Raw genomic sequence first — 25115 nt, 5'->3', positions numbered from 1 at the left:
ATTGAAGGCACACGACCTGCGGCGGTTTTCAGGACAGGAGGTGCGCTGTGAAGCCGATTAGCTATACCGAGTATGAATCACTGCGGGAAACTGCCTACCTTTTGCGCTCTCCCGAGAACGCTCGCCGCCTCCTCGGTTCCATCGAGAACCTGGAGCGGGGGCGCGGCGCCCACCACGCCCTCATTGAGGACTAATGATTCTCGTTTGAGATGAGTCTGCCTTGGGGGGACTATTTGTGGTGGCAGACGGCGGATCGCCGCTACCACTACGGGAGCTGACTTAGAACGGGTAGTCCGTGGCATCGGGCGTCAAGAAAAGAACGCCAACGACCGTGCCCTCTCTGCTGACGGCGATCCGAGACATCAGTTCGCCGGCTTCGTGGTTGAGCGTCGAGACGACGACAGAGGTGCCCGTGCTTTTTGCGGAGAGTGCTTCTGACTCCGGTGCCGCGTTGCGGTCTCCCTTGATGGGGACGATCGTCTGGTCGGTGATCTCCTGGAGCTCGCCGAAGTCGGTCAGGATTGATGTCCAAACGTCCACGATGACGGACCAGGGGAGGTCCTCGCGGACGTGCGGATCGAGCATTTCAATGGTTTCTGCTTCTTCGCCCTTGGCAATGTGGCGAATGAGCTTGTCGGAAATCTCTGGGAGCTTGTCGGTTGATACTGGGGCCATGGTTTCTCCTGTAAAGGGGTTTCGCACCGCACCGAATCGTTTAAAGGCTGCCTGGCGGGAAACATTGAGCGCTTGCCCAATGTCCGCCCATGAATGTCCTGCATCTCTTGCTTGCGAGACGGCATCCTCCAATTCGTGTTCGGCGAGGCTGACTGCTTGCAGTGTGTGTCGGATATTCGTCAATGGATCCATGACAGTTAGTCAACCATAGGTTGACAGGTGTGTCAACCAGTAGTTGACGTTGGGGAGGAGGGTCGTTCTTAAGTCTTGAAGCAGTGAAGTGGGGTAGGTGTAGCGCGTTAGAGAGTGGGAGGGGTGGCTAAGGGTGGTTTATAAGGCAAGACAGCAAAGCTTGAAGGATTGAAGCTGTTCGATACTTCGTTCGAACATAGCAGCACGGTGTCTATCGGGGGTGATGCACTAGAAGGCGAGACAGCACGTGCGTGTCTCGAGAACGATTTTGGACAGTGCGTTTACCGTAGGGGCACTGAGACTTTCGGCCCAAGGAGGCATGCCCGGATGAGTACAGCGGAACTCAATCAGTCCGCCGTTTGGAACACAGCGGACAAGTTTCTGCGCTCCATCGTCGAGCCTGAAGATTACGGAGACTATATTCTGCCGATGACGGTGCTGCGACGTCTTGAGTGCATTCTCGCCCCGACCAAAGATGAAGTTCTCGACCTGGTATGGAGTCTTCAGGAGGAGGGCTTCAGCGACGAGATGATCGACTGGGAGGTGCAGGCTCGCTTTGGTCTTTCCTTCTATAACTCTTCTCGCCTGGACTTGCCGCGGATCGCGCAGCTCGACGACCATGTATATGAGGCGCTGATGGATTATGTCGGTGCGTTCTCGGCCTCTGTCCGCGACGTGTGGGATGCTTTCGATTTCGCGGTGAAGATGAAGACTCTCGACAGTGCCTCACGCCTGTGGCCGGTGGTCAAACACTTCGCCACCATCGACATGAGTATGGAGGCGCTGCCGGATGCCCAGATGGGTGACCTCTTCGAGCACGTCATGTACAAGGCATTCGACACCAAGGGCAAAGCCGCGGGTGCGTTCTACACTCCGCGTGACGCGATCCGGCTCATGGTGGATACTCTTTTCGCTTCCGACGACATCGGACTGGCCTCGGACGGTGCTTCACGCACCGTGTACGAAACTTTCTTGCCACGACGGATACAAATGCGTGCGAACTGCGTTTTGGTCGTCTGATTGGTTCAAAACGGAGGCAGCTGGTCAATTCAGCGTTTCGCCCCTATTACGGAGCCGCTTGAGTCTCAGCGAATCGCGTATAATCGCGTATAATTAGACTGGATTCGTCGACTGACGACCTACCCGAACCGAGGAGCGTGTAATTCCGGTGAACATGTGATCTCCACTCAGCTCTGCTGAGACGTGACTGAAGTTACTTCTTCCTATTGGAGATTACTATGCCCGAAATTTTGCTCGATTCTATTTCTTTTTCATTCGGCTCCCGCCTCATTCTCGACCGTGTGAGTTTGCATGTGCCAAACGGTGAACGCGCCTTTTTGATTGGCCCGAACGGGGTCGGCAAATCCACCCTGTTAAGGGTCCTCACTGGTGAGTTGACGCCTGATTCGGGCCGAATTGTTTCTGGGCCTGTTCCTCAGCACGTTCCCGATCCAGAGTCTTTCGACGGCAGCGTTGCGCAATTCCTTGACTCGGCGCTTAAACCGTTTAATGAGCTACTCACGCGCTTCGACCAAGCCACAGAAGCCATGGCAGCGGGAGACACTCATCTAGCAATGGAGTTTGACCAACTTCTTGCCCGGTTGAACGCCCTTGATGTGTGGTCGTTGGATGCACGAGTGAATGAAACACTCGCAGGACTGGGACTCGTAGATTTCATGGGGTCGGGAAGCAATCGAATGATGCAGACCCTTTCGCCAGGTCAGCGTGCACGCCTGAAACTGGCTACCCTGCTGACGATGCGACCTGAGGTGTTGATCCTAGACGAGCCGACCAATCATCTCGATCATGAAGCAGCCGATTTCCTCACTGGTGTTGTCAAGAACTGGAACGGCCCTGTGCTCGCTACGAGCCACGACAGATCTTTCATCAACGACACCGCCACTGCCATCTACGACATGGACATCACCGTTTGGCAAGAACTCGCCAAAGCGGACGGACAGAAGGTCGTGGGCTTGTACCGCAACGCAGGGGACTACACGCACTACCTGCTGGCGAAGAAGACTGCCCGTGCAAAACACCGACAGATCCACGCCGCACAGCAAGCTGAGAAACGCGAGCTACACGAGCATCGGCGCGAAAGCATGAAGATCGCCCGTGGTGGGGTTCGGGTTGAAACCGCAACTCGCAAAGAGAAGAAGTTCTTCACCGATCGCGCAGCAGCCACATCGGCAAAAAGAACCCGAAGTGACGACGTCCGCCTGGAACGCATTTCAGAGCGAGAGATACGGAAACCCCGCCACTACAACCTGGCGTTCCCCTCCCTCAAGATTGACCCCGGAACTGGTTTGGCCGTCTCGCTCAGAGATGCGACAGTGGCAGGTCGGCTTTTGCCGGTTACGTTCGATTTAGGGCGAGGCGAGCACCTCCTCGTGACAGGAGAAAACGGGGCGGGTAAATCAACCCTGCTTAACTGGATCGCCACAGGAAACGCACCCGAGGGGACTATGAACAGTGGCACCCTCACCCGTGATGATCCCGTCGGCGTGGTGCCGCAGACGCTTCCTGATGGTTCAATTGCAGGATTTGACTCGGAGAGGTGGCAAGATGGCGTCGGCGAGGCTGGAAAAGGAATTCTGCATCCTTCAATGTGGAGCACTCCCATCGTGAACTTGTCTGCAGGGAATCAACGCCGGGCTCAATTTGCAGTCGCCCTAGCGAAACAGCCAGCTTTGTTGATCATTGATGAGCCAACTAACTACCTTGATTTGGAATCGATGGATGCACTCGAGAACGCGCTACGGGACTGGCGAGGAACTCTCATCATCGCCAGTCATGACCGTTGGCTGATTGAACATTGGCACGGACGTCATCTCCACCTCACTTCTGTTCACCAGTCAGCATCGACATGAGACTTGGGAGTCCTCCCTAAATGTGAAGGTCAGAGTTCCTTTCTTGTCGACCTTGGCGTACTCGCCTCGGATTACCGCGTCGGCGAGGGCGTCGATATAGACGGAGGGCTTGGGTGAGGGCGGTGTGGGCTTTGCCGGTGGCGTCGGGGGAGCACCCTTGGAAGTGCCGAGGAGCTGCTTGCCGGAATCAAAGTCAACAACCTCGTGGACCGAGCGTCACAACGGGTTGCCTTAGATGCGGTCGCTCAGTCATTTTTGATAACGACGAAGTGATCGAAGGCCTGCCATATGTAAAGAAGCCTTAGTTATTCTTTGTAGGTCAGTGCCAGCCCAATACCTGCACCAAGGAGAGTTATTCTTTTTCTGTGGTGATGGTGAGGTCATGCCCCCCAGAATAATGAAATTGGTCGGACTGACAGGATTTGAACCTGCGACCCCTACACCCCCAGTGTAGTGCGCTACCAAGCTGCGCCACAGTCCGCCGTCGCCCTCTAAAAAGGGCAACGGCGATAGGTTACCCCACTCCCAGCGCCGTTATGAAATCCCCTGCTTATACCGGCTGCACGGCCTTGTCGCTCACAATAATGCCGTCCGAATCGCAGTAAATGTATTCGCCTGGGACAAAGTCCACGCCGCCGAAGCTTACCGTTACGTCGCGCTCGCCCTCACCGGTCTTGGTGGACTTGCGCGGGTTGGTGCCCAGCGCCTTGCAGCCGAACTCCATCTGGCCGATCACCTTGGAATCGCGGATCGGCCCATTAACCACCACTCCGGCCCAGCCGTGATCCTTGCCCAGGCCAGCAATAATGTCGCCCACCAGAGCGGTGTGCATAGAAGCATCACCGTCGATCACCAGCACGCCACCCGGGTTCTCTTCCTGCAGCACCTTCTTCAGCAGTGCGTTGTCCTGGAAGCACTTTACCGTGGTGATCTTGCCGCAGAACTCCACCACACCGCCCAGGTCGCGGAACTGCGTATCGCAGCTGCGCACGTCGCTACCAATGATGTCCACCAGGTCGGCGGTCGGAATAAAAGTCAGTTTTTCTTCAGCCATGCCCCTACTGTAGGCGCAAGCTCTCCCATGCCGCGATGAATTCGCCCACTCGCTGCCCGGATCCTCTTTGCAAAAGCAGGTGATCCATGCCCTCCAACGCCACCCAATCGGCTTTCGGCAAAGCCTCCCGCATCGCATGCGCCTCTGCCACTGGAACTACCAGATCATCGGGGGAGTGCAGCACCAGAGACGTGGCGTCACTAGAAGAAACAGCGGCAACGGTATCGGCAGAATCGGCCGTGGCGAGCTCATCCAGCAGCGCCTGCCCCAGGGAAAGCTCCCGCTGGCGCTTAAACATGTGCATGATCTCTGGCGCGCGCTTCGCCGTATCCCGCAGCTCAAATGGGGTGCCTACGGTCACAATGCTTTCCACCGAGGCAACGTCTGCCGCAGCACGCTGCACCGCCGTGCCACCCAGCGAATGCCCCACTAGAAGCTCCGGTCCGCCAAACCACGCTGCCGCAGCCTGTACATCGGACACGTTCGTCGCCAGCGTCGTCTCCTCGAACCGCCCCTCCGAATCACCCAACCCCGCAAAGTCGAATCGCAGGCTCGCATACCCCGCCCGCGCCAGTGCCTTGGATATGCGCGTCACCCCAATTGCCCCGCGCGTACACGTAAAGCAGTGCGCGACGACCGCCCGGCGCGGTGCCTCCTCCATCGTCACATCTCGCGGCATATCCACCGTTCCTGCCAACTGCCAGCCATTTTCGGTGGGAATTGTCACGTGAACGGAGCGAATCGTGCGGGTCATAGATCGCCTCTTGCCATTAGTCGGTTAACGTGGTCAGTACATTTTTACATCTCACACTCGAAGGGCACACACATGGCATTTGACTGGTTCTGGAAGGCAATGGGATCTTCCCCGAAGAAGAATCAGAAGAAGAGCCGGGCCGTGGTCGCTCAGGCCGACTCGTCGCGCTATTCGGGGCTTAGCGATGCTGAGCTTCGTGACGCCGCCTCGGACGTGGTCACTAAACAATCCACTAGCGAGGATGGCCACCACTTCGGAGGGCAAGTAGAAGACGCTTCCGCGCTGCTTGGAATCCTGCGTGAAGCGGCTAAACGCACGTTGGACATGGAGCCTTTCGACGTGCAGATGCAGGGCACCTACCGCCTGCTGCACGGCGATGTGGTGGAGATGGCCACCGGTGAGGGTAAGACCCTTGCCGGCGCGATGGCCGCCGTGGGCTTTGCTCTGCAGGGCAAGCGCGTGCACGTCATCACGGTCAACAGCTACTTGGCTGGCCGCGATAACGACTGGATGGGTCCGATGTTTGATTTCTTCGGACTCACCCATGGTGCGATTAACGAGGAGCTCTCCGCGGATCAGCGCCGCGAGATCTACTCGCGTGACGTTATTTTCGGTGCCATCAACGAGCTGGGCTTCGACGTGCTGCGTGATCAGCTCATTACCCGCCGTAACGACCAGGTGCGTAGCCCTGCGGACGTGGCTGTTATCGATGAGGCCGATTCGGTAATGGTGGACGAAGCTCTTGTACCGCTGGTTCTCGCCGGTTCCGAGCCCGGCCCCGCCCCCGCAGGCCGCATTACTGATCTGGTCAAGCGGATGGAGGAAGACAAGCACTTCCATGTCTCCGAGGACCACCGCAATGTCTTCCTTACCGATGAGGGTGCGGAGTTTGTGGAGAAGGAGCTTGGCGTAGATTCTCTCTATGAGGATGAAGGCGAGCTGTTGGTGCAGGTGAACGTTGCCCTGCACGCCGAACACCTCTTGATCCGCGACGTGCACTACATTGTGCGCGACGGCAAGGTAGCTCTTATTGACGGCTCCCGCGGCCGCGTGGCCGAGCTGCAGCGTTGGCCCGATGGCCTGCAGGCAGCAGTGGAGGCCAAGGAAGGTCTGGACGTTACCGATGGTGGTCGCATCCTCGACCAGGTAACCATCCAGGCTTTGGTCGGCATGTACCCCGAAGTCTGCGGCATGACTGGCACCGCACTGGCCGCTGGCGACCAGCTGCGTCAGTTCTACAACCTGCAGGTCTCCGTCATCGAGCCGAATGTGCCGAACATTCGCTTCGACGAGGCTGACCGGGTGTACGTCTCCGCGTCCGAGCGCGACGATGCCGTGGTCAAGCACATCATCGAGGTGCAAAAGACTGGTCAGCCGCAGCTGGTGGGCACCCAGGACGTTGCGGAATCCGAGCAGCTGGCTGAGGCACTCCTTTCCGCGGGCGTGGAGTGCTCTGTGCTGAACGCGAAGAACCACGAGGTGGAAGCGGCTGTCGTCGCTGAAGCCGGCCGCCCGGGTCGCGTGACAGTTTCTACCCAGATGGCTGGCCGCGGTACGGATATCAAGCTGGGCGGTACAGACGAAGCTGAGCGCGAAGAGGTCGTAGAAACCGGTGGCCTGCATGTCGTAGGCGTGGGGCGTTTCCGCTCCCAGCGCCTGGATAACCAGCTGCGAGGCCGCGCAGGGCGCCAGGGTGACCCGGGCAGTTCGGTTTTCTTCGTCTCCCTTGAAGACGACGTGGTGGCTATCGGCGGCGCAGGGGAGGAGTTGCAGGCGCAGCCCGAGGATGACGGCCTGTTGCCACAGAAGAAGGTTCAGCAGTTCGTGGATCACTGTCAGCGCGTTACTGAAGGACAGATGCTCGACATCCACGCAACTACGTGGAAGTACAACAAGCTCATTAAGGACCAGCGCGACATCGTGAATGATCGCCGCGACACTTTGCTGGACACTGGCGCTGCCTGGGATGATCTCAGCTATCACAACGTTGAGCGTGCTGCGGAGCTGAAGAAGCAGGGACTCTCCGAGGAAACTCTGGAGCAGGCCGCCCGCGAAATTATGCTCTTCCACTTGGATAACGAATGGTCGGAGCACCTGGCTTACCTGGACGATGTACGCGAGTCGATTCATCTGCGCGCCATTGCCCGCGAATCGCCGATCGACGAGTTCCACCGTATGTCCATCGCCGCATTCGGTGAGTTGGCTGAACGTGCCGTCAACAAGGCTCGGGAGACGTTTGACGAGGTAGAGATCACCTCTGAAGGCGCCCAGCTAGGCGAAATGGGGCTGCATAAGCCCAGCGCAACATGGACATACATGGTGAACGATAACCCGCTGTCCTCCTCCGGGGGGTCTGTAATGGGGTCTATCGTTCAGATGTTCCGCTAACTGCTTTAGGGTATTGTTAGACGTATTGTTAGAGCCGAACCAATTAGTTCGAATGAGAGGACTTGAAAGCTATGAGCGATAACACCGGAGTGCCAGAGGCATCTGTCGAGACCACGTCAGTCTTCCGCGCAGACCTTCTGAAGGAGATGGAGTCTGGCTCCCAGCACGATGCCTCTCCTGCCGGTGTCGAGGGTCTTCCTGAGGGCTCCGCGCTGCTGGTTGTGAAGCGTGGTCCGAATGCCGGCTCCCGATTCCTGCTGGATCAGGAGACGACCGCTGCTGGCCGTCACCCCGATAGCGATATCTTCCTCGACGACGTTACTGTTTCCCGTCGCCACGCTGAGTTCCGTCGCAATGGCGATCAGTACGAGGTCGTAGACGTCGGATCCCTGAACGGCACCTACGTTAACCGCGAGCCGAAGAACTCTTCCGTTCTCTCCAATGGCGATGAGATCCAGATCGGCAAGTTCCGCCTGGTGTTCCTGAACGGTTCGAAGGAAGCCTAAGGAACAGTGAGCGCACAGAGAAGCCACGTTAGCGCTCCAGTCCCTTCCACCTCGCCAGCCGGTAAAGTTCTGCCGACGTCGTCTATCGGCGACGTGTTGAAGCAGCTGAAGCCGGATTTCCCGGATGTTACGGTATCGAAGATCCGTTTCCTGGAGTCCGAGGGGCTGGTGAGCCCGCGTCGTTCCCAGAGCGGTTACCGGCGCTTTTCGCCGGAGGACATTTCGAGGCTGCGTTATATCTTGACCCTTCAGCGGGATAATTACCTGCCGTTGAAGGTTATTCGCGAGCGCCTGGAGGCCATGGACTCCGGCAAGGTCACCCCCGTGACCGCTGCGCGCAAGTCCGCCCCCGGTGCTATTTCTCCGGAGCAGATGCGCGGTGCCCAGTCTCGTCGCCTAACTCGTGCTGATGTGACGGCGCGTGCAGGTGTGCAGGACTCCTTCACCGGAGCGCTCATCCGTATGGGGTTGATCACCGCCGACCCGGCTGGTTTCTACTCGGTCGACGATGTTGAGATCGTGCAGATTGCCCAGAGTCTCACTGATCACGGCCTGGATAATCGACACCTGAAGTCGCTCCTGACCATTGCGAACCGTCAGTACGACATGGTCTCCCGCATCGCCGAGCCGCTGGCACATGGCCGCGATGAGAACGCGCAGCAGCGTTCCGCAGAAACCGCCCGCGAGATGTCCGCGTTGATCATTTCTCTGAATACCGCGCTGGTGAAGGGCAACCTTGGATAAAGGTACCGAAGTCGTCTTTCTCGGCCGCGCGGTCGCCAGCGCCCTTGGGTGCGGCGCGCCGGTGGCCGATTGCCTTATTTTTATGACGCCCGAACGTACCCACATCCTGCCGATTTGGGTTGAACCCACCGTGGATCTGGGCGGGCGCCCCTCGGATGCGGAAGTTCTGGCAAGCATCCTAAAGAACGACGAAGCGCGTGACCCGTGGTTCGCCCGAATCGCCACCAACTCCCGAGGGCAAATGACCGCTGGTTTGGTGCTCGAGGCAGGGGAGTCTGAACGTTTCATCGACGTGCGTCCCTCGATTCTGGAGCCGCTGTGGAATGCAGGTGTGCTTTTCGATGTGCGGGTTGCGCCAGGCGTAGAAAATGCACTGATCCGTGTGAATCCCGCTTGGGTTGAAGAATTGGAAGCGAAGCTCAAGAAAGTCGATGAGGATGGCGACCAAGTGGACTTCCTTTTGGACTGGGATCCCCAAGAGATGGGCTTCAGCGCTAGCGACAATGCGGATTCCGATTTCCAAGAGATGTGGGAAGGTCTGGGACTGTCGAGCGATCTCGACGACTGGTTGAAAGAATGACACGCGTGTTGTTACACGTGTGAATTTTGTGACTCGTGTTAAAGTAATATCCGGCTAGCGGTTGACTGTGCCGCAAACCGGTCTAATCTTTAGAAGAGAATTGAAATTACACCAGGAGTCTTTCAATGCAGGATGCCCTTTTCGACGTCCATGGCCCCGACGATGAGGTTGGCTACCGTGTGCCGATCGCCTGCCAGGTAGCTGGCATCACTTACCGCCAACTCGATTACTGGGCGCGCACCAAGCTCGTCCAGCCCAGCATCCGCAACGCCGCAGGCTCCGGCTCTCAGCGCCTGTACTCCTTCCGAGACATCCTGGTTCTCAAGATCGTGAAGGGCCTGCTGGACACCGGCATCTCCCTGCAAAACATCCGCAAGGCTGTCGAGAAACTGGAAAACCTGGGCGTCGACGACCTCGCTGGCATTACTCTCGTATCCGACGGCCACACCGTCTACGAGTGTCGCTCCTCTGAAGAAGTCATCGACCTCCTCAACGGTGGCCAGGGCGTATTCGGCATCGCAGTCCCGGGTCTGATGAAGGAACTCACCGGCACCATCACCTCCTTCCCCTCGGAGAAGGTTGTTCAGGATGCCGCCATCGACGAGCTGGCCGAGCGCCGCCGTCGCCGTATGGCCTAAAGAATCCTCAAGAAAGCTCCACGCGCCCGCTGATCCAACTCGGGCAGCGACTGGTCCCGCAGCTGCGGAGCCAGCACGTCATTCTTCTCTTCTCCGCTCTCCACCTTGGAGACCGCCAGCGCCTCCTCGGCCTTACTCCGATCAGCCGGCTTCCACAACGGAGCACCTGGCATACCACCCTCACCCCACGCCTTATACGCCGCAATGGCCTCCGCATCCGGCTTTTGCACAGCCTCCGCCTTCAGGCAGTGGTCCAGTTCCACTTCGTTCGCGTCATTGAATTGGCGCACCTTATCCTGCAGCTCCGCCGTATTCTCGGCCCAGATCTTCACCACAAAATCCCCCTGTGGGCACTCCGGTGCTGAGAGCTGATCCTGGTTGTTTCGCGCGAGCATGATCCAACCAGCAACCAGCGCCACAACCAGAATCACGGCCACCAGGGCACCCCAGACCCATCCAGCAACATGATAGTTCTGCTTTCCAGTTGCATGTCGTGCCACGATTGAGTCCTCCCAGTAGTTTTTTATCCAGTGTAGGCCAGCAGCTGCTTGCGGATCTCTTGCCCGCGATCCATTAGCCCCTTTTGTCGTTGGACATACTCGGCCCGCCCCGCCGGAGTCTCGATCCGCACCGGCTCAAAACCCCATTCCTGCAGGTCATAGGGTGAAGCCTCCATATCCAGCCGACGCACATCACAGGCCAGCTCGAAGCAGTCCAGCCACAACTCGCCGGGAACCAGCGGCCCCAATTTCGTAGCCCACTTATACAGATCCATCGTGGCGTGTAGGCAGCCCGGCTGTTCCAACTGAGGCTGTGAGTCGCGGGTGGGGGTGTGGGCGTTTCGCGGCGCGGCGGCGTCGGTAAAAAAGCGATAAGCGTCAAAGTGCGTGCACTTCAACTGCGACTTCTCGACAACCTCGTCCGTACCCCGGGCTCCCAAACGCAGCGGCTCGGGGTGGCGTGGCGCATCCTTGTACACCATCGCCCATTCGTGCAGTCCAAAGCACCCCAGCACTGGCGGGTGCCGGTACGTCGCATCCAACAGCCGCGCGATATAACGCACCGTCTTACCCCTGGCTGCCATGTACCGCTCCACATCCAGGATCCACACATCACCTTGGCGTACATAGTGGTCTTTGTACTGCGGCAAGTCGTCGCCACCATCCCACACCACGGCCTTATTGACGCCCGGATGCCAGTGGCTTAGCTTCCCAGGGGTAGTGGGGTAGTAGCTGAACATAAAGTCCCACACCGGGTGCCTATCACCCTCTGCGCGGCGCCGGCGGTGCCCCTCGGTGAGGCGCTGCACACGCTCCCTATGAGCCGCCTGCCTTTCGCGCCAGTCGTGTAGAACCTCAGTCATGGGTCCAGTCGCGAACGGTACCGACGAGTTCCTCGATGATGTCTTCCAGGGTGATCATGCCAATGATCTGCCCATTTGCATCCACTACCGCGGCAATGTGGCTCGACGTACGACGCATATTGCGCATCGCAACATCAAAGTTCGAACCAGCCTTGACCTCCAGTAGCGGGCGAATATCCGTCGTATCCAGCTGCCCGTCGGGCTCTACCAGGTTGTCCAGCACATCCTTGACGTGTACATAGCCAATCCACTTGCCTGTCGCATCAGTAACGGGGAAGCGAGAGTAGCCCGTCTCCTGCACTGCCTTCTCCACGGCGGCTACCTTCATGCGCGGGCCATCCTGGGGGATGCAGTGCACGTCGCCGAAGGGAATCAGCACTTCGTCTAGCGTACGGCGGGAAGAACCCAGCGCCTTGTTGAGGCGGTTCGCTTCCTCCGGTGCGATAAGCCCCTCAGAGCGGGAATCCTGGATCATACTTGCCAGTTCGGAAGGGGAGACCGTGGAGTCCAGCTCGTCCTTCTGCTCCACACCCACCAGCTTCAACGTTTTGCGCGCGATCCAGTTCAGCAGCTGCATGATGGGGTTCGTCACCTTCACGAACAGCAGGTGCAGCGGCACCACAAATGTTGCCACTGTTTCTGGCCCAGCCAGAGCAATATTCTTCGGCACCATTTCACCGAGAATGATGTGCAGCATCGTCACCAACAGCAGGGAGATGGTAAAGCCCACCGGGTGCAGCAGCTCTGCGGGCATTCCCAGTGCCTCGAATGGCGCTTCGATCAAGTGCGCGATCGCTGGCTCGCCGACCTTACCGAGCAGCAGCGAGGCGATGGTGATGCCAAACTGCGCACCCGCGAGCATGATCGACAGGTGTTCCGTGGCGTATTGCACGCGCTTGGCACGCTTGTTTCCGGCGGCGATCATCGATTCCAGGCGATCTTTTCGCGAGGAAATCAGAGAGAACTCCACCGCCACAAAGTAGCCGTTGAGTGCCAGCAGGAAGATTGCAAGGACGATAGCCCAGATATCACCCATCACTTAAACCTCCTCTTTCTTCAACGGGCGCAGCAAAACCTTGTCCACGCGGCGGTTGTCCATTTCCTTGACGGTCGCTCGCCAACGTCCGGTCATGCCAGTTTCAAATCCCTCCAGAAGTTCATGGTTGCCGACCGGCAGCAGAACCTCATCGCCCTCCTTCGGGATTCGACCCAGTGTGGCCATAATCAGGCCGCCCAGCGTGTCATAGTCGCCTTCTGGGGCGGTGTAGCCCACCGCGTCCGGTAGCTCATCCGTGCGCACCAGTCCGGAAACTTCCCAGCTGGTACCGCTCTTGCGGACTTCCTTGTCCTCTTCCACGTCGTCGTGCTCGTCCCACACTTCGCCGAGGATCTCCTCCACGACATCTTCAATCGTCACGATGCCGGCAGTGCCGCCGTACTCGTCGACAACCATCACCAACTGCGACCCCGCGGCTCGCACCCGGTTCAGCACGTCATCGCCGCTTAAGGAATCCGGCACGGAGGGCACGGACTTCATTAGCTGGTTCAGAGTGGTAGTCCGGCGGACAGCGTGGGGGATAGTTAGCGCGTCCTTCACATGGACAACGCCCGCCGTTTCATCTAGATCACCGCGCGTCACGGGGAAGCGCGAGTGTCCGGTCTCGAGCGCCAGCTCGATGAGATCCTGCGCAGTGTCTTCCACGGTCAGAGATTCGACGGTCGACCGAGGCGTCATAATATCCTCTGCGGTGGCGTCGCTAAATTTCAGCGAAAGATCCAGGATTCGCGCTTTCTGCTCGGTGAACCCGCCGTTGCCCGTCGAGTGCCGCACCAGCGCCGAGAGTTCTTCGGCCGATCGTGCCGACGCCAACTCGTCCGCCGGCTCAATTCCCAGCTTCCGCACAATGGCGTTGGCCAGCTTATTCATACCGTTGATAAACCACTTCAGCGCCACGTTGAACACCCAGACCGGGCGGACAGTCGCACGTGCCGCGTCGAGCGGGTTAGTAATGGCCAGGTTCTTCGGCACAAGTTCGCCGAACACCATGGACAGCACTGTCGCCACGATTAGCGACAGGACCAGTGCAATGGGCATGGCCGCTGCTTCGCTAAGCCCCACGAGCTCCAGCAACGGATTAAAGAACTTCGCCAAAATCGGCTCGGCCAGATAACCGGTGGCCAGGGTTGTGATTGTAATGCCGAGCTGCGCGCCCGACAGCAGGAAAGAGAGCTGCCCATGCGCTTTTTGCACCAACTTCGCGGTGCCATCGCCCTTGGTGCGGGCGTGCTCGTCAATGGTGGATCGCTCCAGACCCGTCATGGCGAACTCCACGGCAACAAACACGCCAGTAAGGCCTGTGAGCAGCACAAAGAGAACTAGCCCAACGACGGAAAGCAGAATTTCCACGGGTGTTCTTCGACTCCTAACTATTCTTCAAATTGGCAACCAACTTGGAACCCGACAGTACGGTCGGGTGCACACCGGCCTTGGCCATCATCTTCTCGGTTGCACGTTGATCCTCTGCGAACGTAAGCGTCACGACCGTGCCACTGGCTCCGGCGCGCGCGGTGCGTCCAGCGCGATGTACATATGCCTTGTGTTCGGCGGGCGGGTCGATATGGACGACCAGCTCCACGTCTTTGACATCGATACCCCGGGCAGCGATGTCTGTGGCGACCAGCACGGAATTTTCGCCTTGCGTGAACTGGTTCAACGCATTTTGACGTGTGTTCTGTCCCTTGTTGCCATGAATGCCCACGGCGGGGACACCTGCCCGCACTAGCTTCTTAACCTGTCGGTCTACCGCATACTTCGTGCGCGTGAACATTACTGTTCGCTTGCGCATTTTTCCAATTGCGATGACCAGCTCGTTTCGCTCTTCACGGCTATTCACCACCCCCAGCAGGTGTCGCATCGTGTCCACACTGGCGGTTGCTTCACCCGTGGAGTGGGTCACCGGATCCCGCATGTAGTTATCCACCAGCACCTGTACATCGCCATCCAACGTGGCGGAAAACAGCAGGTGCTGAGCGTTCTTCGGCATGTCATCCAGAAGCTTAGTCACCTGGGGGAGAAAGCCCATGTCGGCCATCTGGTCGGCTTCGTCGATAGCGACGACCTTCACGTCGCTAAAGTCCAGCATGCCCTGCCGCAGCAGATCCAGTGCGCGCCCCGGCGTCGCCACGAGGATGTCCACGGGTCTCGCCAGAGCAGTGATATTCCGCTGAATCTTCACCCCGCCGACGACTTCCAGCAGACGCTGTCCTGCTGCGTTCGCAATCGGATCCAGCCGCGAACGCACCTGTGTCGCCAACTCTCTGGTCGGCACGAGCACCACACCACGGGGCTTTTTGGGTCGCGACGCCCCCCGCCTCAGAAGCTGAATCATCGGCAGCCCGAACGTGAATGTTTTGCCGGAACCCGTCGGTCCGCGGCCTAGCACGTCCCGCCCCTCGACGGCCGCGGGGATGGCCGCAGCCTGGATAGGGAAGGGCTTAGTTATTCCCTCGGCGGAAAGCTCTTTGGTGATGCAATCATCGAGTCCGAGCTTTCCGAACTCTGATCGGGACAATTACGCTTCGACCTCGCTACGGTCGCCGGACCACAGGGTGTGGAAAGATCCCTCGCGGTCAGTACGGCGGTAGGTGTGCGCGCCGAAGAAATCACGCTGGCCCTGGATTAGCGCCGCCGGAAGACGCTCGGCACGCAGGGAATCGTAGTAAGACAGGGAGGATGCGAATACCGGTACCGGGAGGCCCAGCTGGGTAGCCAGGATGACTACGCGTCGCCAGGAATCAATCAAACCGCCCAGTTCGCCCTTGAAGTAAGGATCCAGCAGCAGGGAGGGTAGCTCCGGGTTGGCATCGTAGGCCTCGCGGATGCGGTTGAGGAACTTCGCGCGGATGATGCAGCCACCACGCCAGATGGTGGCGAGGTCGCGGGGATCCACGCCCCACTTGTGCTCTTCGGAGCCAGCCTTGATCTCGTCGAAGCCCTGCGCGTAGGCCACCAGCTTGGAGGCATAGAGTGCGCGGCGGACATCCTCAATGAACTCTTCCTTCGGAACATCCAGAGTGCTGAGCTCGCCAGCAGGCAGGTTGCCGATAGTGGCGTCGCGCTGCTCGCGAGCGCCGGACAGAGCACGGGCGAAAACGGCTTCGCCGATGCCGGTGGTGGGGATGCCCAGATCCAGAGCGGCCTTTACCGTCCAGCGGCCGGTGCCCTTCTGGCCTGCCGAATCGACAATGACATCGATCAGTGGCTTGCCGGTCTTCTCATCCACCTGGGAGAGCACCTCGGCGGTGATTTCGATCAGGTAGGAGTCGAGGTCGCCCTCGTTCCAATTCTTGAAAACCTCTGCGATCTCCGCCGGCTCCATACCCGCGCCGTAGCGCAGCAGCTGATAAGCCTCGCCAATGACCTGCATATCGGCGTACTCGATGCCATTGTGAACCATCTTCACGAAGTGGCCGGTGCCATCCGGACCAATGTGCGCAACACACGGGGTGCCATCGACCTTCGCAGCTACGGACTCCAGCAGAGGCCCCAGAGCCTCCCAGGATTCCGCCGGGCCACCGGGCATAATAGCCGGGCCATTCAGGGCGCCTTCCTCGCCACCGGAGATGCCTGCGCCAACAAAGTTCAGTCCACGCTCGGACATCTCCGCTTCACGGCGGATCGTGTCGGTGTACAGCGCATTACCACCATCGATGATGATGTCGCCTTCGTCCATTTCCTCGGCGAGCTGGGAAATGACGGCGTCAGTACCAGCACCCGCCTGCACCATAATCAGCGCGCGACGTGGGCGCTCCAGTGACTTAACGAAATCGGCGATCGTCTCGGACGGGACGAAGTTGCCGGTGTCGCCGAAGTCCTCCATGAACTTCTCGGTCTTCGCGGTAGTGCGGTTGTAGACGGCCACGGTGTGACCGTTATTGGCAAAGTTCCGGGCGATGTTGGACCCCATGACGGCCAGGCCAACAACGCCAATCTGGGCGGTTCCTTCAGCAGTAGTCATGGTTTTACATCTTACAGGGCGAAGAGTTGGTTAGGCTTAGGCGCATGTCCAATATTTTCATTGAACTAAGTCGCGAAGCCACCGAGCGGGAACTCACCGGCGAGGAGATTTCTACCCTCAACGAGCTGCTCCAGAAGCATCCGACGCTTGACCGCACCCTAGGTGTGCAATACCGCGCCATTGGTCCGAAGAAGCTGCAGCTGGCACTCGAAGTCACCGAGGATCACCTGCAGCCGTGGGGAGTGACGAACGGTGGTGTTTACGCGAGCCTGGGGGAGACCGCCGGCTCGATGGCCAGCTTCGTCGCCGCTGGTGCCGGACCGGCCGTGGTCGGAACTTCGAATCAGACGCACTTTCTGCGTCCGTCGGTAAAAGGCGACGTCATTGTCTCAACCGCGGAAGCAGAGCATATTGGGCGCACCACGCACCTTTTCCGCATCGAGCACATAAATGAAAAAACCGGCAAATGCTGCGCCTTGACTTTCCTCAAGACGCAGGTTGTGCCGGATATGCCGAAGGCTTAGTCAGAGACCGCGCGGGTATCGCGACCCTCGCCGAAGCGCAGGTTGTCGCGCACCTCGATGGAGCGCGTGCCTTCCTTGTCCTCCAATTCGCGCAGCTTGCGCAGTGCGTTGCGTGCGTGCAGCTGCTGGCGGGTAGCTACCAACTGCCAGCGGCGGCGGGACACGGAGTTAAGACCCCAGCTGAATGCAGCGACTGCACGGTTGCGGAAGCCAACCATGTACAGCAGGTGCAGAACCAGCCACATGACCCAGCCCATGAAGCCGGAAACCTCGGCCTTGTTCATCTTCACCACCGCGTTGAAGCGGGAAACGATGGCCATGGAGCCCTTGTCGAAGTAGTTGAACGGCACGCGACCCTCGTGGGAAGTACCGTTGTTGACCTCGTCCAGGATGGTGGTAGCAGCGTACTGGCCACCCTGCATAGCGACCTGAGCTACGCCCGGCAGGCGATCCTTGCTCATCATGTCGCCCACGATGAAGATGTTGTGGTAATCGCCCAGGGTCAGGTCATCGTTCACCGGCACGCGACCCGCACGGTCGACCTCGATACCTGCCTGCTCGGCAACGTGCTTGCCCAGTGGGGAAGCGGCCACGCCGGCGGACCAGATCTTGGCGTAGGAAGGGACGAAGTACTCCTCTTCGGTCTTCATGTCCTTGTAGCGCACGCCTTCCTTGGAGACGTCGGTCACCAGGGAGTTGAGGATGATCTCTACGCCCAGGTCTTCCAGGCGGCGGGCGGCCTTGCGACCCAGGCGCTTGCCAAACGGCGCCAGCACCTGCGAGCCACCGTCGATCAGCAGAATCCGGGTGTCCTCGGTGTCGATCTCGCGGAACTCGTCGCGCAGGGTGCGGTGGGACATCTCGGCCAGCTGACCGGCCAGCTCCACACCAGTTGGGCCAGCACCGACAACAACGAAGGTCAGCAGACGCTTGCGCGCCTCCGGGTCGGAGGTGATCTCGGCGCGCTCGAAGGCGCCGGTCACGCGGGCACGAATTTCCAGTGCGTCGTCCACGGACTTCATGCCCGGCGCGAACTCTGCAAACTGCTCATTGCCGAAGTAGGACTGGCCAGCGCCCGCGGCGAGGATCAGGGAATCGTACTTCAACACGGCATCCATGCCACCCAGATCGGCGGTAACGGTCTGCTCGTTGATGTCGACGTTGCGAACCTCGCCCTTGACCACACGGACATTGTCCTGGTCAGCCAGGATCTGACGAATGGAGGGCGCGATCTCGCCTTCGGAGAGGATGCCGGTCGCAACCTGGTAAAGCAGCGGCTGGAACAGGTGGTGATTCGTCCGGTCGACGATGGTGACCTTGACGTTTTCGTTCTTAAACTTCTTAGCCGCAAAGAGGCCGCCGAAGCCCGCGCCGATGATTACGACGTGGTGGCGGTTAGATGCGCTGGTCATGTAGTTGCTTCTCCTCAAATATGGTTGTTATCCGGCACCATCTTAATTGGTTCAGGCTTGGCCTTCACACCGAGAGCCCCCGGGTTAAGAAAAAGTTCAACCCATTTCGGTTGCGCCTCGAGAGCAAGAAGTTGTTTTCCTAGTAACTTCGGGGGGAGTTGCAGTGTTAAAGGAAGGCAGGATGACGTCTCCGTACATCGATGAGGAGCGCTGGCCGCACCTCGTGGCCACTCCACAGGCACGCTTTATGGGCCGCCGCGCCGAGGCTGTTACCTCGCGCTTGGAAGCGCTGCTTTCCTCTCATGGTATTTCTCTGGACGCCGGCACGGTGCCGCACATGGTCGTTCGAGACGGCCAGGTGATCGATCGAATGGTTGCGGAGGGGTGGCTCGGTCTAGCGGAGGGCTACATGGCCGGCGAATGGACGGCTGAGCCTCTCCCGGAGGTGCTGGGGGCGCTTCTGGATAGACCCTTCGAGGGCAAAATGGGAGAGTTCCTCGCTCGCCGCACGCCCAGGCGCCGCGGTCCCGTACCGGGCGAATTGCCCGAGGCGCTCGTTGAGCTTTATGCGGGCGCTACCCGGGCCACTGGTGCAGCGCAGTTCAGCAGCGCCTCGCGTACAAGCGCCCACGACCACGGGATCGATTTCACCTGGTTCGGCGACCCCGATGATGTAGATCGCCGGGATCTCGACGACGCCCAGCGGCGTCGTATCACGACCATGCTCGACGAGGCCGAGGTCGGCCCAGGCGACCGCGTATTGGAAATGCCGTCCTCCGGAGGCCAACTGGCAGTACAGGCCGCTCAGCGCGGCGCACGTGTGGATGTGCTGACCAGCGACGAAGACCACGCCGATGCTGTGCATGCCCGTGTGCGGGCCGCCGGGGTAGGGGGTGCGGTGAATGTGGAGGTTATCGCCGGTCCAGTACCTTCCCCCCGACAATGGTCGGGACGCTACGAGGCCATTTTCTCTGTTGAGCGCATGGAGACTTTGGGGCTGGGTGGCCTCAGCCACTACCTGAAGGCAGTGGATCGCATGCTGTCCGACGATGGTCTGGCAGTAATCCAGTCAATCGTCGCCACCGACGAGCTGCGCGAGACTGCCAAGGAATCCCTAGACGTCATGCGCGCATACGTATGGCCTGCACTGGAGTACCCCACAGCCCAGCAAGTGCGCGAAGTTACCGCAGAGCACACTCAACTTGCCGTTGTCGCAGAGAACAACCTGAGCGGCCACCTACGTGCGACCTTGCCACTGTGGCGCGCGAACTTCCTCTCCCGCGAACGCCAAGCCGCCGCAGCGGGCTTCGACCCAGTCTTCCGCAGGCTCTGGGATTACCAGCTGGCGCTGCATGAGGCTCTGGCAATCACGGGGGATATCGGCTGCGTCCAATTTGTTTTCGCGCCGAAGTAGTTTTCCGATTTTCCCTCCGGAGATCACCGGATAGTTTTAGCGTAGTAATAACTATTCGTGTTTGACCTTCGAGAGGATCCCTCCTGTGACTACTCCCACCAACCCCGATGTCATCATCGTCGGCGCCGGTCTAGCCGGCCTTGTCGCTGCCTATGAGGCGCAGAAGTCGGGGCTGAAGGTCCTGATCCTGGATCAGGAAAACCGTAACAACCTGGGCGGACAAGCTTTTTGGTCGCTGGGTGGCCTGTTCTACGTGGGCAGCCCGGAACAGAAGCTGATGGGCGTAAAGGACTCCGAGGAGCTGGCCTGGCGCGACTGGGAGAACTCAGCGCAGTACGACGATTCCAACAACGACTACTGGCCCCGCCGTTGGGGTAGGGAATATGTCCGCTTCGCCGCGACGGAAAAGCGCGACTACCTCAAGGCTCTCGGTCTCAACGTTCTTCCCACCGTCGGTTGGGCCGAGCGCGGCTCCGGCGACGCAAGCGGCCACGGTAACTCCGTACCGCGTTTCCACCTCACCTGGGGTACTGGCCCTGAGGTCGTTCGCGTTTTCCGCGAGCCCATTGAAGCCGCCGAGGCTGAGGGCAAAGTCGAGTTCCGCTTCCGCCACCAGGTCGACGAACTCATCCTAGAAAATGACGCCGTCGTCGGCGTGCGCGGCAGCGTGCTGGAACCGAGCGATTTGGACCGCGGCGTGGCGTCATCGAGAAACACCGTTGGCGAATTTGAGCTGCGCGCACGTGCGGTGGTCGTGACCTCCGGAGGAATCGGCGGCAACCTGGATCTCGTACGCCGCGCTTGGCCGACCGACCAGTGGGGGCCGGTGCCGAATGACATGGTTACCGGCGTGCCCGCCCACGTAGACGGCCGCATGATCCAAATCTCCAATAATGCCGGTGCGAACCTGGTGAACACCGACCGTATGTGGGCGTATACCGAGGGAATGAAGAACTGGAACTCCATCTGGCCTGGCCATGGCATTCGCATCATCCCTGGCCCGTCCTCGCTGTGGATTGATGCGACCGGCAAGCGATTCCCCTCTAACCTCATCCCAGGTGGCGACACAATCTCCACCATGAAGCACATCGGCACCACGGGCCACAGCTACTCTTGGTTCATCCTCAACAAGACGATCGCCGACAAGGAATTCATTTTCTCCGGCTCCGAGCAGAACCCAGATCTGACCATCAAGAAGGTCAAGAACCTGCTGTCCAAGGTAGGCCCCGGCACGCACCCCGCGGTCAAGGCCTTTATGGACCATGGCGAGGACTGGGTGGTCGCCGACGATCTCGGTTCCCTGGTTGAGGGTATGAACGCCATCGCCGATGACGATGCACCCGCCCTTGACGTACACGATCTGCGCCGCATCATCGAAGATCGTGACTCGCAGATCGACAATAACTTCAGCAAGGATGCGCAAATCAACTACATCCGCACTGCCCGCGGGTACCTCGGCGACAAGATTGTCCGCTGTGCCGCGCCGCACCGCCTACTCGACGAGTCGAAGGGGCCGCTTATCGCCGTCAAGCTGCACATCCTGACCCGCAAGACCCTCGGTGGCATCGAGACCGATCTTTCCGGACGGTGCTTGCGCTCTGATGGATCGGTGCTGCCTGGCCTCTATGCCGCAGGCGAGGTCGCCGGTTTCGGTGGCGGCGGTATGCATGGCAAGAATGCCCTTGAAGGCACCTTCCTCGGAGGCTGCATCCACTCCGGCAAGCGTGTTGGCGAGAACCTGAAGGCGACCATTGCTGAGCTCTAGTCAGTGGCGCACCGCTGCATGGCGTGCCGGTGCTCATCAAGGAAGAAGTTGATGTCCGCGGGGTGCCCACGACCTACGGCACCAATGCCAACCCCACGCCCGCGGCCTCCGACGACGAGATCGTCCGCCGACTCCGTGCCAGCGGTGCGATCATCCTGGGCAAAACCACTATGCCTGCCTTTGGCGCTTTCCCTTTCACCGAGTCGGAGGCTCGCGGTATCACCCGCAACCCGCACAACCCACGCTTCACCCCAGGCGGCTCTTCCGGAGGCTCCGCGGCGGCCGTTGCCGCTGGATTGGTGCCCTTCGCCGTTGGTGGCGACGGCGGCGGTTCTATCCGCATCCCCTCGGCCCATTGCGGTCTCTTTGGCCTCAAACCCGCCCGCGGTACTCTCCCCGGTGAACTGTGGTGCCGCCTCGGCACTGCTGGCCCCATCGCCCGTACTGCACGCGACTGCGCCCTTCTTTTTGACGCCCTATCTGGCTCCGAAGCCACCGAATCTGAGGTGGCGTCATTAAGGATTGGCGTAAACCTCCAACCGGCAACGCCACTGACCCCACCACACCGCGACCATGTCCGGGCAGTACGCCGTGTTGCCGATCAGCTGCGAGGGCTGGGACACACCGTGAGCGACTATGCGCTGCGGCACAAGGATCCGACGGCGGCTTTCGTCACGCAGTTTTTCGCGGGGATTCGGGAGGAGATCGCCGGGCTGGAGTATCCCGACCGCATCGAGGGGCGCCACAAGGTTACCCACCTGGCAGGTGCATGGGCACAGGGGCCGGTGCTGCGTTGGGCGGAGAAGTTCTCCGACGAGCTGGGGGAGGAACTGGACCGTGTGTTCGAGGACGTTGACGTGCTCCTTACACCAACGGTGGCCTCGCGCCCGGCGCGCGCTGGTGTGCTTTCCGGGAAGGGGATGTTGGCGGCACAGATCGCGAGTTTGCCCTCGGTTGCCTTCACAGCGCTGTGGAACGTTTCCGGGCATCCGGCGATGAACATCCCCGCAGGTAGAGGAAGAGATGGCCTGCCCGTTGGTGTACAGCTCGTAGCACGCGACGAGCGGCTACTTCTTAACCTTGCCGCTTCATTATCCGCGCCATAGCTTCCGTCATGACGCGCCGTGGCATGCGCTGCGAGATGCTTGTTAGCACCTTGTTGCGCGCGCCCGCGACTACCGACGGCGGCGGCGACTTGCGCAGCAGTGCTTCGATTCCCGCCGTCACGACATCGTGGCTGCTCATGCGCTTGAGCCCGCCGTCGGCTCTGTCACTGCCGGCGACTCGGAAAAACTCCGTCTCGGTTGGCCCCGGGCACAGCGCCATGATTCGTACGCCAGAGCCCTTTCGCTCAGCGTATAGGCCTTCGGTAAACGACAGCACAAACGCCTTCGTCGCACCATAGACCACCATGCCAGGGGAGGGCTGGAACCCTGCAATGGATGACACATTGAGGATGAACCCATTGCCTCGCTCTTCGAATCGTGGCAGAAACATGTGAGTCAGCTCCACTAGTGCGTGGACATTGACCGCGATTTCTGCGCGCAGGCTATCTGTCGGGATATCACTAAAAGACTCGTAGTTCGCGAAGCCTGCGTTGTTGATCAGCGAGGTTACCGTGATCCCGCGCGTGGACAGCTCCCATGAAATCTCGCCGGCCACGCCATGTTCGGATAGATCCTTCGCTATAACTTCGACCTTGACCTTGTGACGCCTCTTAATTTCGGCCGCAATCTTTTGCAGCCGATCCTGACGGCGTGCGACCAGCACGAGATTCGCGCCCTTTGCTGCCAGCTGGGAGGCGAATTCTTTGCCTAGGCCTGAGCTGGCGCCTGTGATGAGGACGGTTTCCTGTGAGAGGTCTAAAGTGCTCATACCTTCATTTGTACATGAATGTCGGCGGGCTGGAAGGTTGGCTTTCTAATTAGAAAACGCGTTCTACTTAAACTAAAGAGTTAGCATTTTTTTTGGTAAAGGTATTGACTAATGTAGAACAGGTGTTCTAAACTATTGTTAGTTCACCAAAAGGGGATGTGTATGACCACCACACTCACCACTGCCAATACAGTCACAAGACCTCCCGATACTGCCGAGCCTTACTACCGCCTTGCGTGTTCCGATGACCCGTTGACTGTCACATCGCGGTCATTGAACCTGACCCATTTGACTATGGTGGAGCAGTCTACTCCGACGCTCGACGACCTCGTTCCGGATCATGTTTCCAAGATTGCGGTGCGCTTCGGTATTAGCAAAGTGGTAGCTACCAACTATGCTGACGCAGGCCTGATGCTTCAGGCTTTCCCGCGTATTCACGAGCTATTCCGGTGCGGAGCATTTTCGATTCGGCACATACAGCAGGTCACCGAAGCGGTCGAGGCAGTCGCGCCCGGCGAAAGGGCTGAGGTGGAAGAAGAGATCCTCAAGGCGTTGAGCCCCACCCGCCCGAATCAGCAAGTGCCCACACCACGAGCGGTTTACAACAAGATCAAAGCAGCCATTGGCAGGCCGGATGACATTCCGCCCATGGATACAAACTCTCCTGAGCTTTTTATAGACCGCAGCAGATGCGAAACAACGGTCTTTACCCTGACCGTTCCGCGGCTGAAGGGCGTGGAGTTGCACAAGGCTGTTAAGGCGGCCTCTAAGAAGCACGGCTGCACAATGGGTGAGGCCTTTCTGGCGATGCTCGAACAGAACATCACCACCGAGGTCACTTTAAACCTATATAAGGCCGTCGACCCACAACCCGGCGGGGTATTCGCTGAAGACCATTGGTTGAGCGACGTTGCCAGCCGTAAGTGGCTCGCGAAGGTCACTCACCTGGCAGCCCCCGGCTATACCGCGACGAAGGGCTACCAGCCGACGGAGCTGCTGCGGGCGTCAGTAACCGGGCGTGATGGGCACTGTCGCTTTCCGGGGTGCGACGTTCCGGGATACGCCTGTGATGTCGATCATGTGCATCGCCACGCGAATGGAGGGGCGACGACCACTGCGAACATGCACCTGCTGTGTCGCACGCATCATCGCTTGAAAACAGCTGGCACTTGGGACGTTGAGCTGCATGCGGATGGCACGGAGGTGTGGACTTCTCATGGAGACGGACACGAGATCGTGACCGTGCCCGGCGGGCCGTTGGCTCGCGAGACTTTCGCCGAACGGGGTGTTCGGAAAGCGCGGGTGGCGCGCACATTCAGCGAAGAGGAACCACCATTCTAGTT

24 protein-coding genes and 1 tRNA gene are annotated in these 25115 nt (G+C 59.4%); 13 read left to right on the top strand and 12 right to left on the bottom strand.

What is annotated here, in order from left to right:
* The first annotated feature begins 47 nt into the window (after positions 1 to 47).
* A complete protein-coding gene (locus tag ACUY2T_RS04475) occupies positions 48 to 194 on the top strand; it encodes a hypothetical protein (RefSeq protein ID WP_141747035.1) in 147 nt (48 codons plus the stop codon).
* Between the two features lie 85 nt (positions 195 to 279).
* Here the strand turns inward: ACUY2T_RS04475 and ACUY2T_RS04470 are convergent, their stop codons facing one another.
* A complete protein-coding gene (locus tag ACUY2T_RS04470; RefSeq protein ID WP_287863253.1) occupies positions 280 to 867 on the bottom strand; it encodes a hypothetical protein in 588 nt (195 codons plus the stop codon).
* Positions 868 to 1194: 327 nt separating this feature from the next.
* On the opposite strand from ACUY2T_RS04470, the gene ACUY2T_RS04465 reads away from it, so the two are divergent.
* On the top strand, positions 1195 to 1887 hold the full coding sequence (locus ACUY2T_RS04465; protein WP_448307717.1) for a type I restriction-modification system subunit M N-terminal domain-containing protein: 693 nt from the start codon (positions 1195 to 1197) through the stop codon (positions 1885 to 1887).
* Positions 1888 to 2105: 218 nt separating this feature from the next.
* Complete coding sequence (locus ACUY2T_RS04460; protein WP_448307716.1) at positions 2106 to 3737, top strand: ABC-F family ATP-binding cassette domain-containing protein; 1632 nt, start codon at positions 2106 to 2108, stop codon at positions 3735 to 3737.
* 404 nt (positions 3738 to 4141) lie between these two features.
* Here the strand turns inward: ACUY2T_RS04460 and ACUY2T_RS04455 are convergent.
* The 3 genes from ACUY2T_RS04455 to ACUY2T_RS04445 all read right to left on the bottom strand — a co-directional run bounded on the left by ACUY2T_RS04455 (position 4142) and on the right by ACUY2T_RS04445 (position 5545).
* Positions 4142 to 4218 (bottom strand) — tRNA-Pro (locus ACUY2T_RS04455).
* Between the two features lie 69 nt (positions 4219 to 4287).
* Positions 4288 to 4791 (bottom strand): ribonuclease E activity regulator RraA, encoded by a 504-nt coding sequence (gene rraA / locus ACUY2T_RS04450; protein ID WP_408925760.1) that lies wholly within the window; start codon positions 4789 to 4791, stop codon positions 4288 to 4290.
* A gap of 4 nt (positions 4792 to 4795) precedes the next feature.
* Positions 4796 to 5545: an alpha/beta hydrolase family protein gene (locus tag ACUY2T_RS04445; RefSeq protein WP_448307715.1), complete on the bottom strand. Its 750-nt coding sequence runs from the start codon at positions 5543 to 5545 to the stop codon at positions 4796 to 4798.
* A gap of 72 nt (positions 5546 to 5617) precedes the next feature.
* On the opposite strand from ACUY2T_RS04445, the gene secA2 reads away from it, so the two are divergent.
* The 5 genes from secA2 to ACUY2T_RS04420 all read left to right on the top strand — a co-directional run bounded on the left by secA2 (position 5618) and on the right by ACUY2T_RS04420 (position 10401).
* Positions 5618 to 7933, top strand: a complete 2316-nt coding sequence (gene secA2 / locus ACUY2T_RS04440) for an accessory Sec system translocase SecA2 (protein WP_448307714.1) — start codon at positions 5618 to 5620, stop codon at positions 7931 to 7933.
* Positions 7934 to 8004: 71 nt separating this feature from the next.
* A complete protein-coding gene (odhI, locus tag ACUY2T_RS04435) occupies positions 8005 to 8439 on the top strand; it encodes an oxoglutarate dehydrogenase inhibitor Odhl (RefSeq protein ID WP_005294594.1) in 435 nt (144 codons plus the stop codon).
* Positions 8440 to 8445: 6 nt separating this feature from the next.
* Positions 8446 to 9183, top strand: a complete 738-nt coding sequence (ftsR, locus tag ACUY2T_RS04430) for a transcriptional regulator FtsR (protein WP_293791188.1) — start codon at positions 8446 to 8448, stop codon at positions 9181 to 9183.
* An 82-nt stretch (positions 9184 to 9265) separates the two neighbouring features.
* A complete protein-coding gene (locus ACUY2T_RS04425; protein ID WP_293791189.1) occupies positions 9266 to 9763 on the top strand; it encodes a hypothetical protein in 498 nt (165 codons plus the stop codon).
* A gap of 125 nt (positions 9764 to 9888) precedes the next feature.
* On the top strand, positions 9889 to 10401 hold the full coding sequence (locus tag ACUY2T_RS04420; RefSeq protein WP_034967731.1) for a MerR family transcriptional regulator: 513 nt from the start codon (positions 9889 to 9891) through the stop codon (positions 10399 to 10401).
* On the opposite strand, the gene ACUY2T_RS04415 is transcribed toward ACUY2T_RS04420, so the two are convergent.
* From ACUY2T_RS04415 to gndA, 6 genes are read right to left on the bottom strand one after another with little or no spacing between them, the layout of a single operon-like run.
* Complete coding sequence (locus ACUY2T_RS04415) at positions 10398 to 10901, bottom strand: hypothetical protein (RefSeq protein ID WP_448307713.1); 504 nt, start codon at positions 10899 to 10901, stop codon at positions 10398 to 10400. The genes ACUY2T_RS04420 and ACUY2T_RS04415 overlap by 4 nt on opposite strands.
* 23 nt (positions 10902 to 10924) lie before the next feature.
* The gene (locus tag ACUY2T_RS04410) at positions 10925 to 11764 is read right to left on the bottom strand and encodes a 3-methyladenine DNA glycosylase (RefSeq protein WP_448307712.1); all 840 of its coding nucleotides are present in this window, start codon (positions 11762 to 11764) and stop codon (positions 10925 to 10927) included.
* Complete coding sequence (locus ACUY2T_RS04405; protein ID WP_448307737.1) at positions 11757 to 12800, bottom strand: hemolysin family protein; 1044 nt, start codon at positions 12798 to 12800, stop codon at positions 11757 to 11759. Before ACUY2T_RS04405 ends, ACUY2T_RS04410 begins: the two co-directional genes overlap by 8 nt.
* A gap of 3 nt (positions 12801 to 12803) precedes the next feature.
* Positions 12804 to 14171: a hemolysin family protein gene (locus tag ACUY2T_RS04400; RefSeq protein WP_448307711.1), complete on the bottom strand. Its 1368-nt coding sequence runs from the start codon at positions 14169 to 14171 to the stop codon at positions 12804 to 12806.
* A 16-nt stretch (positions 14172 to 14187) separates the two neighbouring features.
* Positions 14188 to 15336 (bottom strand): DEAD/DEAH box helicase, encoded by a 1149-nt coding sequence (locus tag ACUY2T_RS04395; RefSeq protein WP_448307710.1) that lies wholly within the window; start codon positions 15334 to 15336, stop codon positions 14188 to 14190.
* Positions 15337 to 16782 (bottom strand): NADP-dependent phosphogluconate dehydrogenase, encoded by a 1446-nt coding sequence (gndA, locus tag ACUY2T_RS04390; RefSeq protein ID WP_448307709.1) that lies wholly within the window; start codon positions 16780 to 16782, stop codon positions 15337 to 15339.
* 44 nt (positions 16783 to 16826) lie between these two features.
* Here gndA and ACUY2T_RS04385 point away from each other — a divergent pair, with 44 nt between their 5' ends.
* Complete coding sequence (locus ACUY2T_RS04385) at positions 16827 to 17306, top strand: PaaI family thioesterase (protein ID WP_293791195.1); 480 nt, start codon at positions 16827 to 16829, stop codon at positions 17304 to 17306.
* On the opposite strand, the gene ACUY2T_RS04380 is transcribed toward ACUY2T_RS04385, so the two are convergent.
* The gene (locus ACUY2T_RS04380; RefSeq protein WP_448307708.1) at positions 17303 to 18718 is read right to left on the bottom strand and encodes an NAD(P)/FAD-dependent oxidoreductase; all 1416 of its coding nucleotides are present in this window, start codon (positions 18716 to 18718) and stop codon (positions 17303 to 17305) included. The genes ACUY2T_RS04385 and ACUY2T_RS04380 overlap by 4 nt on opposite strands.
* A gap of 181 nt (positions 18719 to 18899) precedes the next feature.
* Here ACUY2T_RS04380 and ACUY2T_RS04375 point away from each other — a divergent pair, with 181 nt between their 5' ends.
* From ACUY2T_RS04375 to ACUY2T_RS04365, 3 genes are all read left to right on the top strand, one after another.
* On the top strand, positions 18900 to 20132 hold the full coding sequence (locus ACUY2T_RS04375; protein WP_448307707.1) for a class I SAM-dependent methyltransferase: 1233 nt from the start codon (positions 18900 to 18902) through the stop codon (positions 20130 to 20132).
* An 85-nt stretch (positions 20133 to 20217) separates the two neighbouring features.
* A complete protein-coding gene (locus ACUY2T_RS04370; protein WP_448307706.1) occupies positions 20218 to 21897 on the top strand; it encodes an FAD-binding dehydrogenase in 1680 nt (559 codons plus the stop codon).
* 14 nt (positions 21898 to 21911) lie between these two features.
* The gene (locus tag ACUY2T_RS04365; RefSeq protein WP_448307736.1) at positions 21912 to 23003 is read left to right on the top strand and encodes an amidase family protein; all 1092 of its coding nucleotides are present in this window, start codon (positions 21912 to 21914) and stop codon (positions 23001 to 23003) included.
* On the opposite strand, the gene ACUY2T_RS04360 is transcribed toward ACUY2T_RS04365, so the two are convergent.
* The gene (locus tag ACUY2T_RS04360) at positions 22972 to 23772 is read right to left on the bottom strand and encodes an SDR family NAD(P)-dependent oxidoreductase (protein WP_448307705.1); all 801 of its coding nucleotides are present in this window, start codon (positions 23770 to 23772) and stop codon (positions 22972 to 22974) included. The genes ACUY2T_RS04365 and ACUY2T_RS04360 overlap by 32 nt on opposite strands.
* A gap of 162 nt (positions 23773 to 23934) precedes the next feature.
* On the opposite strand from ACUY2T_RS04360, the gene ACUY2T_RS04355 reads away from it, so the two are divergent.
* The gene (locus ACUY2T_RS04355; protein WP_448307704.1) at positions 23935 to 25113 is read left to right on the top strand and encodes an HNH endonuclease signature motif containing protein; all 1179 of its coding nucleotides are present in this window, start codon (positions 23935 to 23937) and stop codon (positions 25111 to 25113) included.
* Positions 25114 to 25115 lie beyond the last annotated feature (2 nt).

This window comes from Corynebacterium sp. 22-2729 (assembly GCF_053479475.1).
Note: the sequence above shows the minus strand (reverse complement) of the source record. Positions and strands in the feature narration are given on the sequence as shown.

What these genes read in the sequence shown, in the direction of transcription:
- ACUY2T_RS04470 (WP_287863253.1), bottom strand. Translation starts at nt 867, where the DNA reads ATGGATCCATTGACGAATATCCGACACACACTGCAAGCAGTCAGCCTC.
- ACUY2T_RS04465 (WP_448307717.1), top strand. Translation starts at nt 1,195, where the DNA reads ATGAGTACAGCGGAACTCAATCAGTCCGCCGTTTGGAACACAGCGGAC.
- ACUY2T_RS04460 (WP_448307716.1), top strand. Translation starts at nt 2,106, where the DNA reads ATGCCCGAAATTTTGCTCGATTCTATTTCTTTTTCATTCGGCTCCCGC.
- rraA (WP_408925760.1), bottom strand. Translation starts at nt 4,791, where the DNA reads ATGGCTGAAGAAAAACTGACTTTTATTCCGACCGCCGACCTGGTGGAC.
- ACUY2T_RS04445 (WP_448307715.1), bottom strand. Translation starts at nt 5,545, where the DNA reads ATGACCCGCACGATTCGCTCCGTTCACGTGACAATTCCCACCGAAAAT.
- secA2 (WP_448307714.1), top strand. Translation starts at nt 5,618, where the DNA reads ATGGCATTTGACTGGTTCTGGAAGGCAATGGGATCTTCCCCGAAGAAG.
- odhI (WP_005294594.1), top strand. Translation starts at nt 8,005, where the DNA reads ATGAGCGATAACACCGGAGTGCCAGAGGCATCTGTCGAGACCACGTCA.
- ACUY2T_RS04425 (WP_293791189.1), top strand. Translation starts at nt 9,266, where the DNA reads ATGACGCCCGAACGTACCCACATCCTGCCGATTTGGGTTGAACCCACC.
- ACUY2T_RS04420 (WP_034967731.1), top strand. Translation starts at nt 9,889, where the DNA reads ATGCAGGATGCCCTTTTCGACGTCCATGGCCCCGACGATGAGGTTGGC.
- ACUY2T_RS04410 (WP_448307712.1), bottom strand. Translation starts at nt 11,764, where the DNA reads ATGACTGAGGTTCTACACGACTGGCGCGAAAGGCAGGCGGCTCATAGG.
- ACUY2T_RS04405 (WP_448307737.1), bottom strand. Translation starts at nt 12,800, where the DNA reads ATGGGTGATATCTGGGCTATCGTCCTTGCAATCTTCCTGCTGGCACTC.
- gndA (WP_448307709.1), bottom strand. Translation starts at nt 16,782, where the DNA reads ATGACTACTGCTGAAGGAACCGCCCAGATTGGCGTTGTTGGCCTGGCC.
- ACUY2T_RS04385 (WP_293791195.1), top strand. Translation starts at nt 16,827, where the DNA reads ATGTCCAATATTTTCATTGAACTAAGTCGCGAAGCCACCGAGCGGGAA.
- ACUY2T_RS04380 (WP_448307708.1), bottom strand. Translation starts at nt 18,718, where the DNA reads ATGACCAGCGCATCTAACCGCCACCACGTCGTAATCATCGGCGCGGGC.
- ACUY2T_RS04375 (WP_448307707.1), top strand. Translation starts at nt 18,900, where the DNA reads ATGACGTCTCCGTACATCGATGAGGAGCGCTGGCCGCACCTCGTGGCC.
- ACUY2T_RS04360 (WP_448307705.1), bottom strand. Translation starts at nt 23,772, where the DNA reads ATGAGCACTTTAGACCTCTCACAGGAAACCGTCCTCATCACAGGCGCC.
- ACUY2T_RS04355 (WP_448307704.1), top strand. Translation starts at nt 23,935, where the DNA reads ATGACCACCACACTCACCACTGCCAATACAGTCACAAGACCTCCCGAT.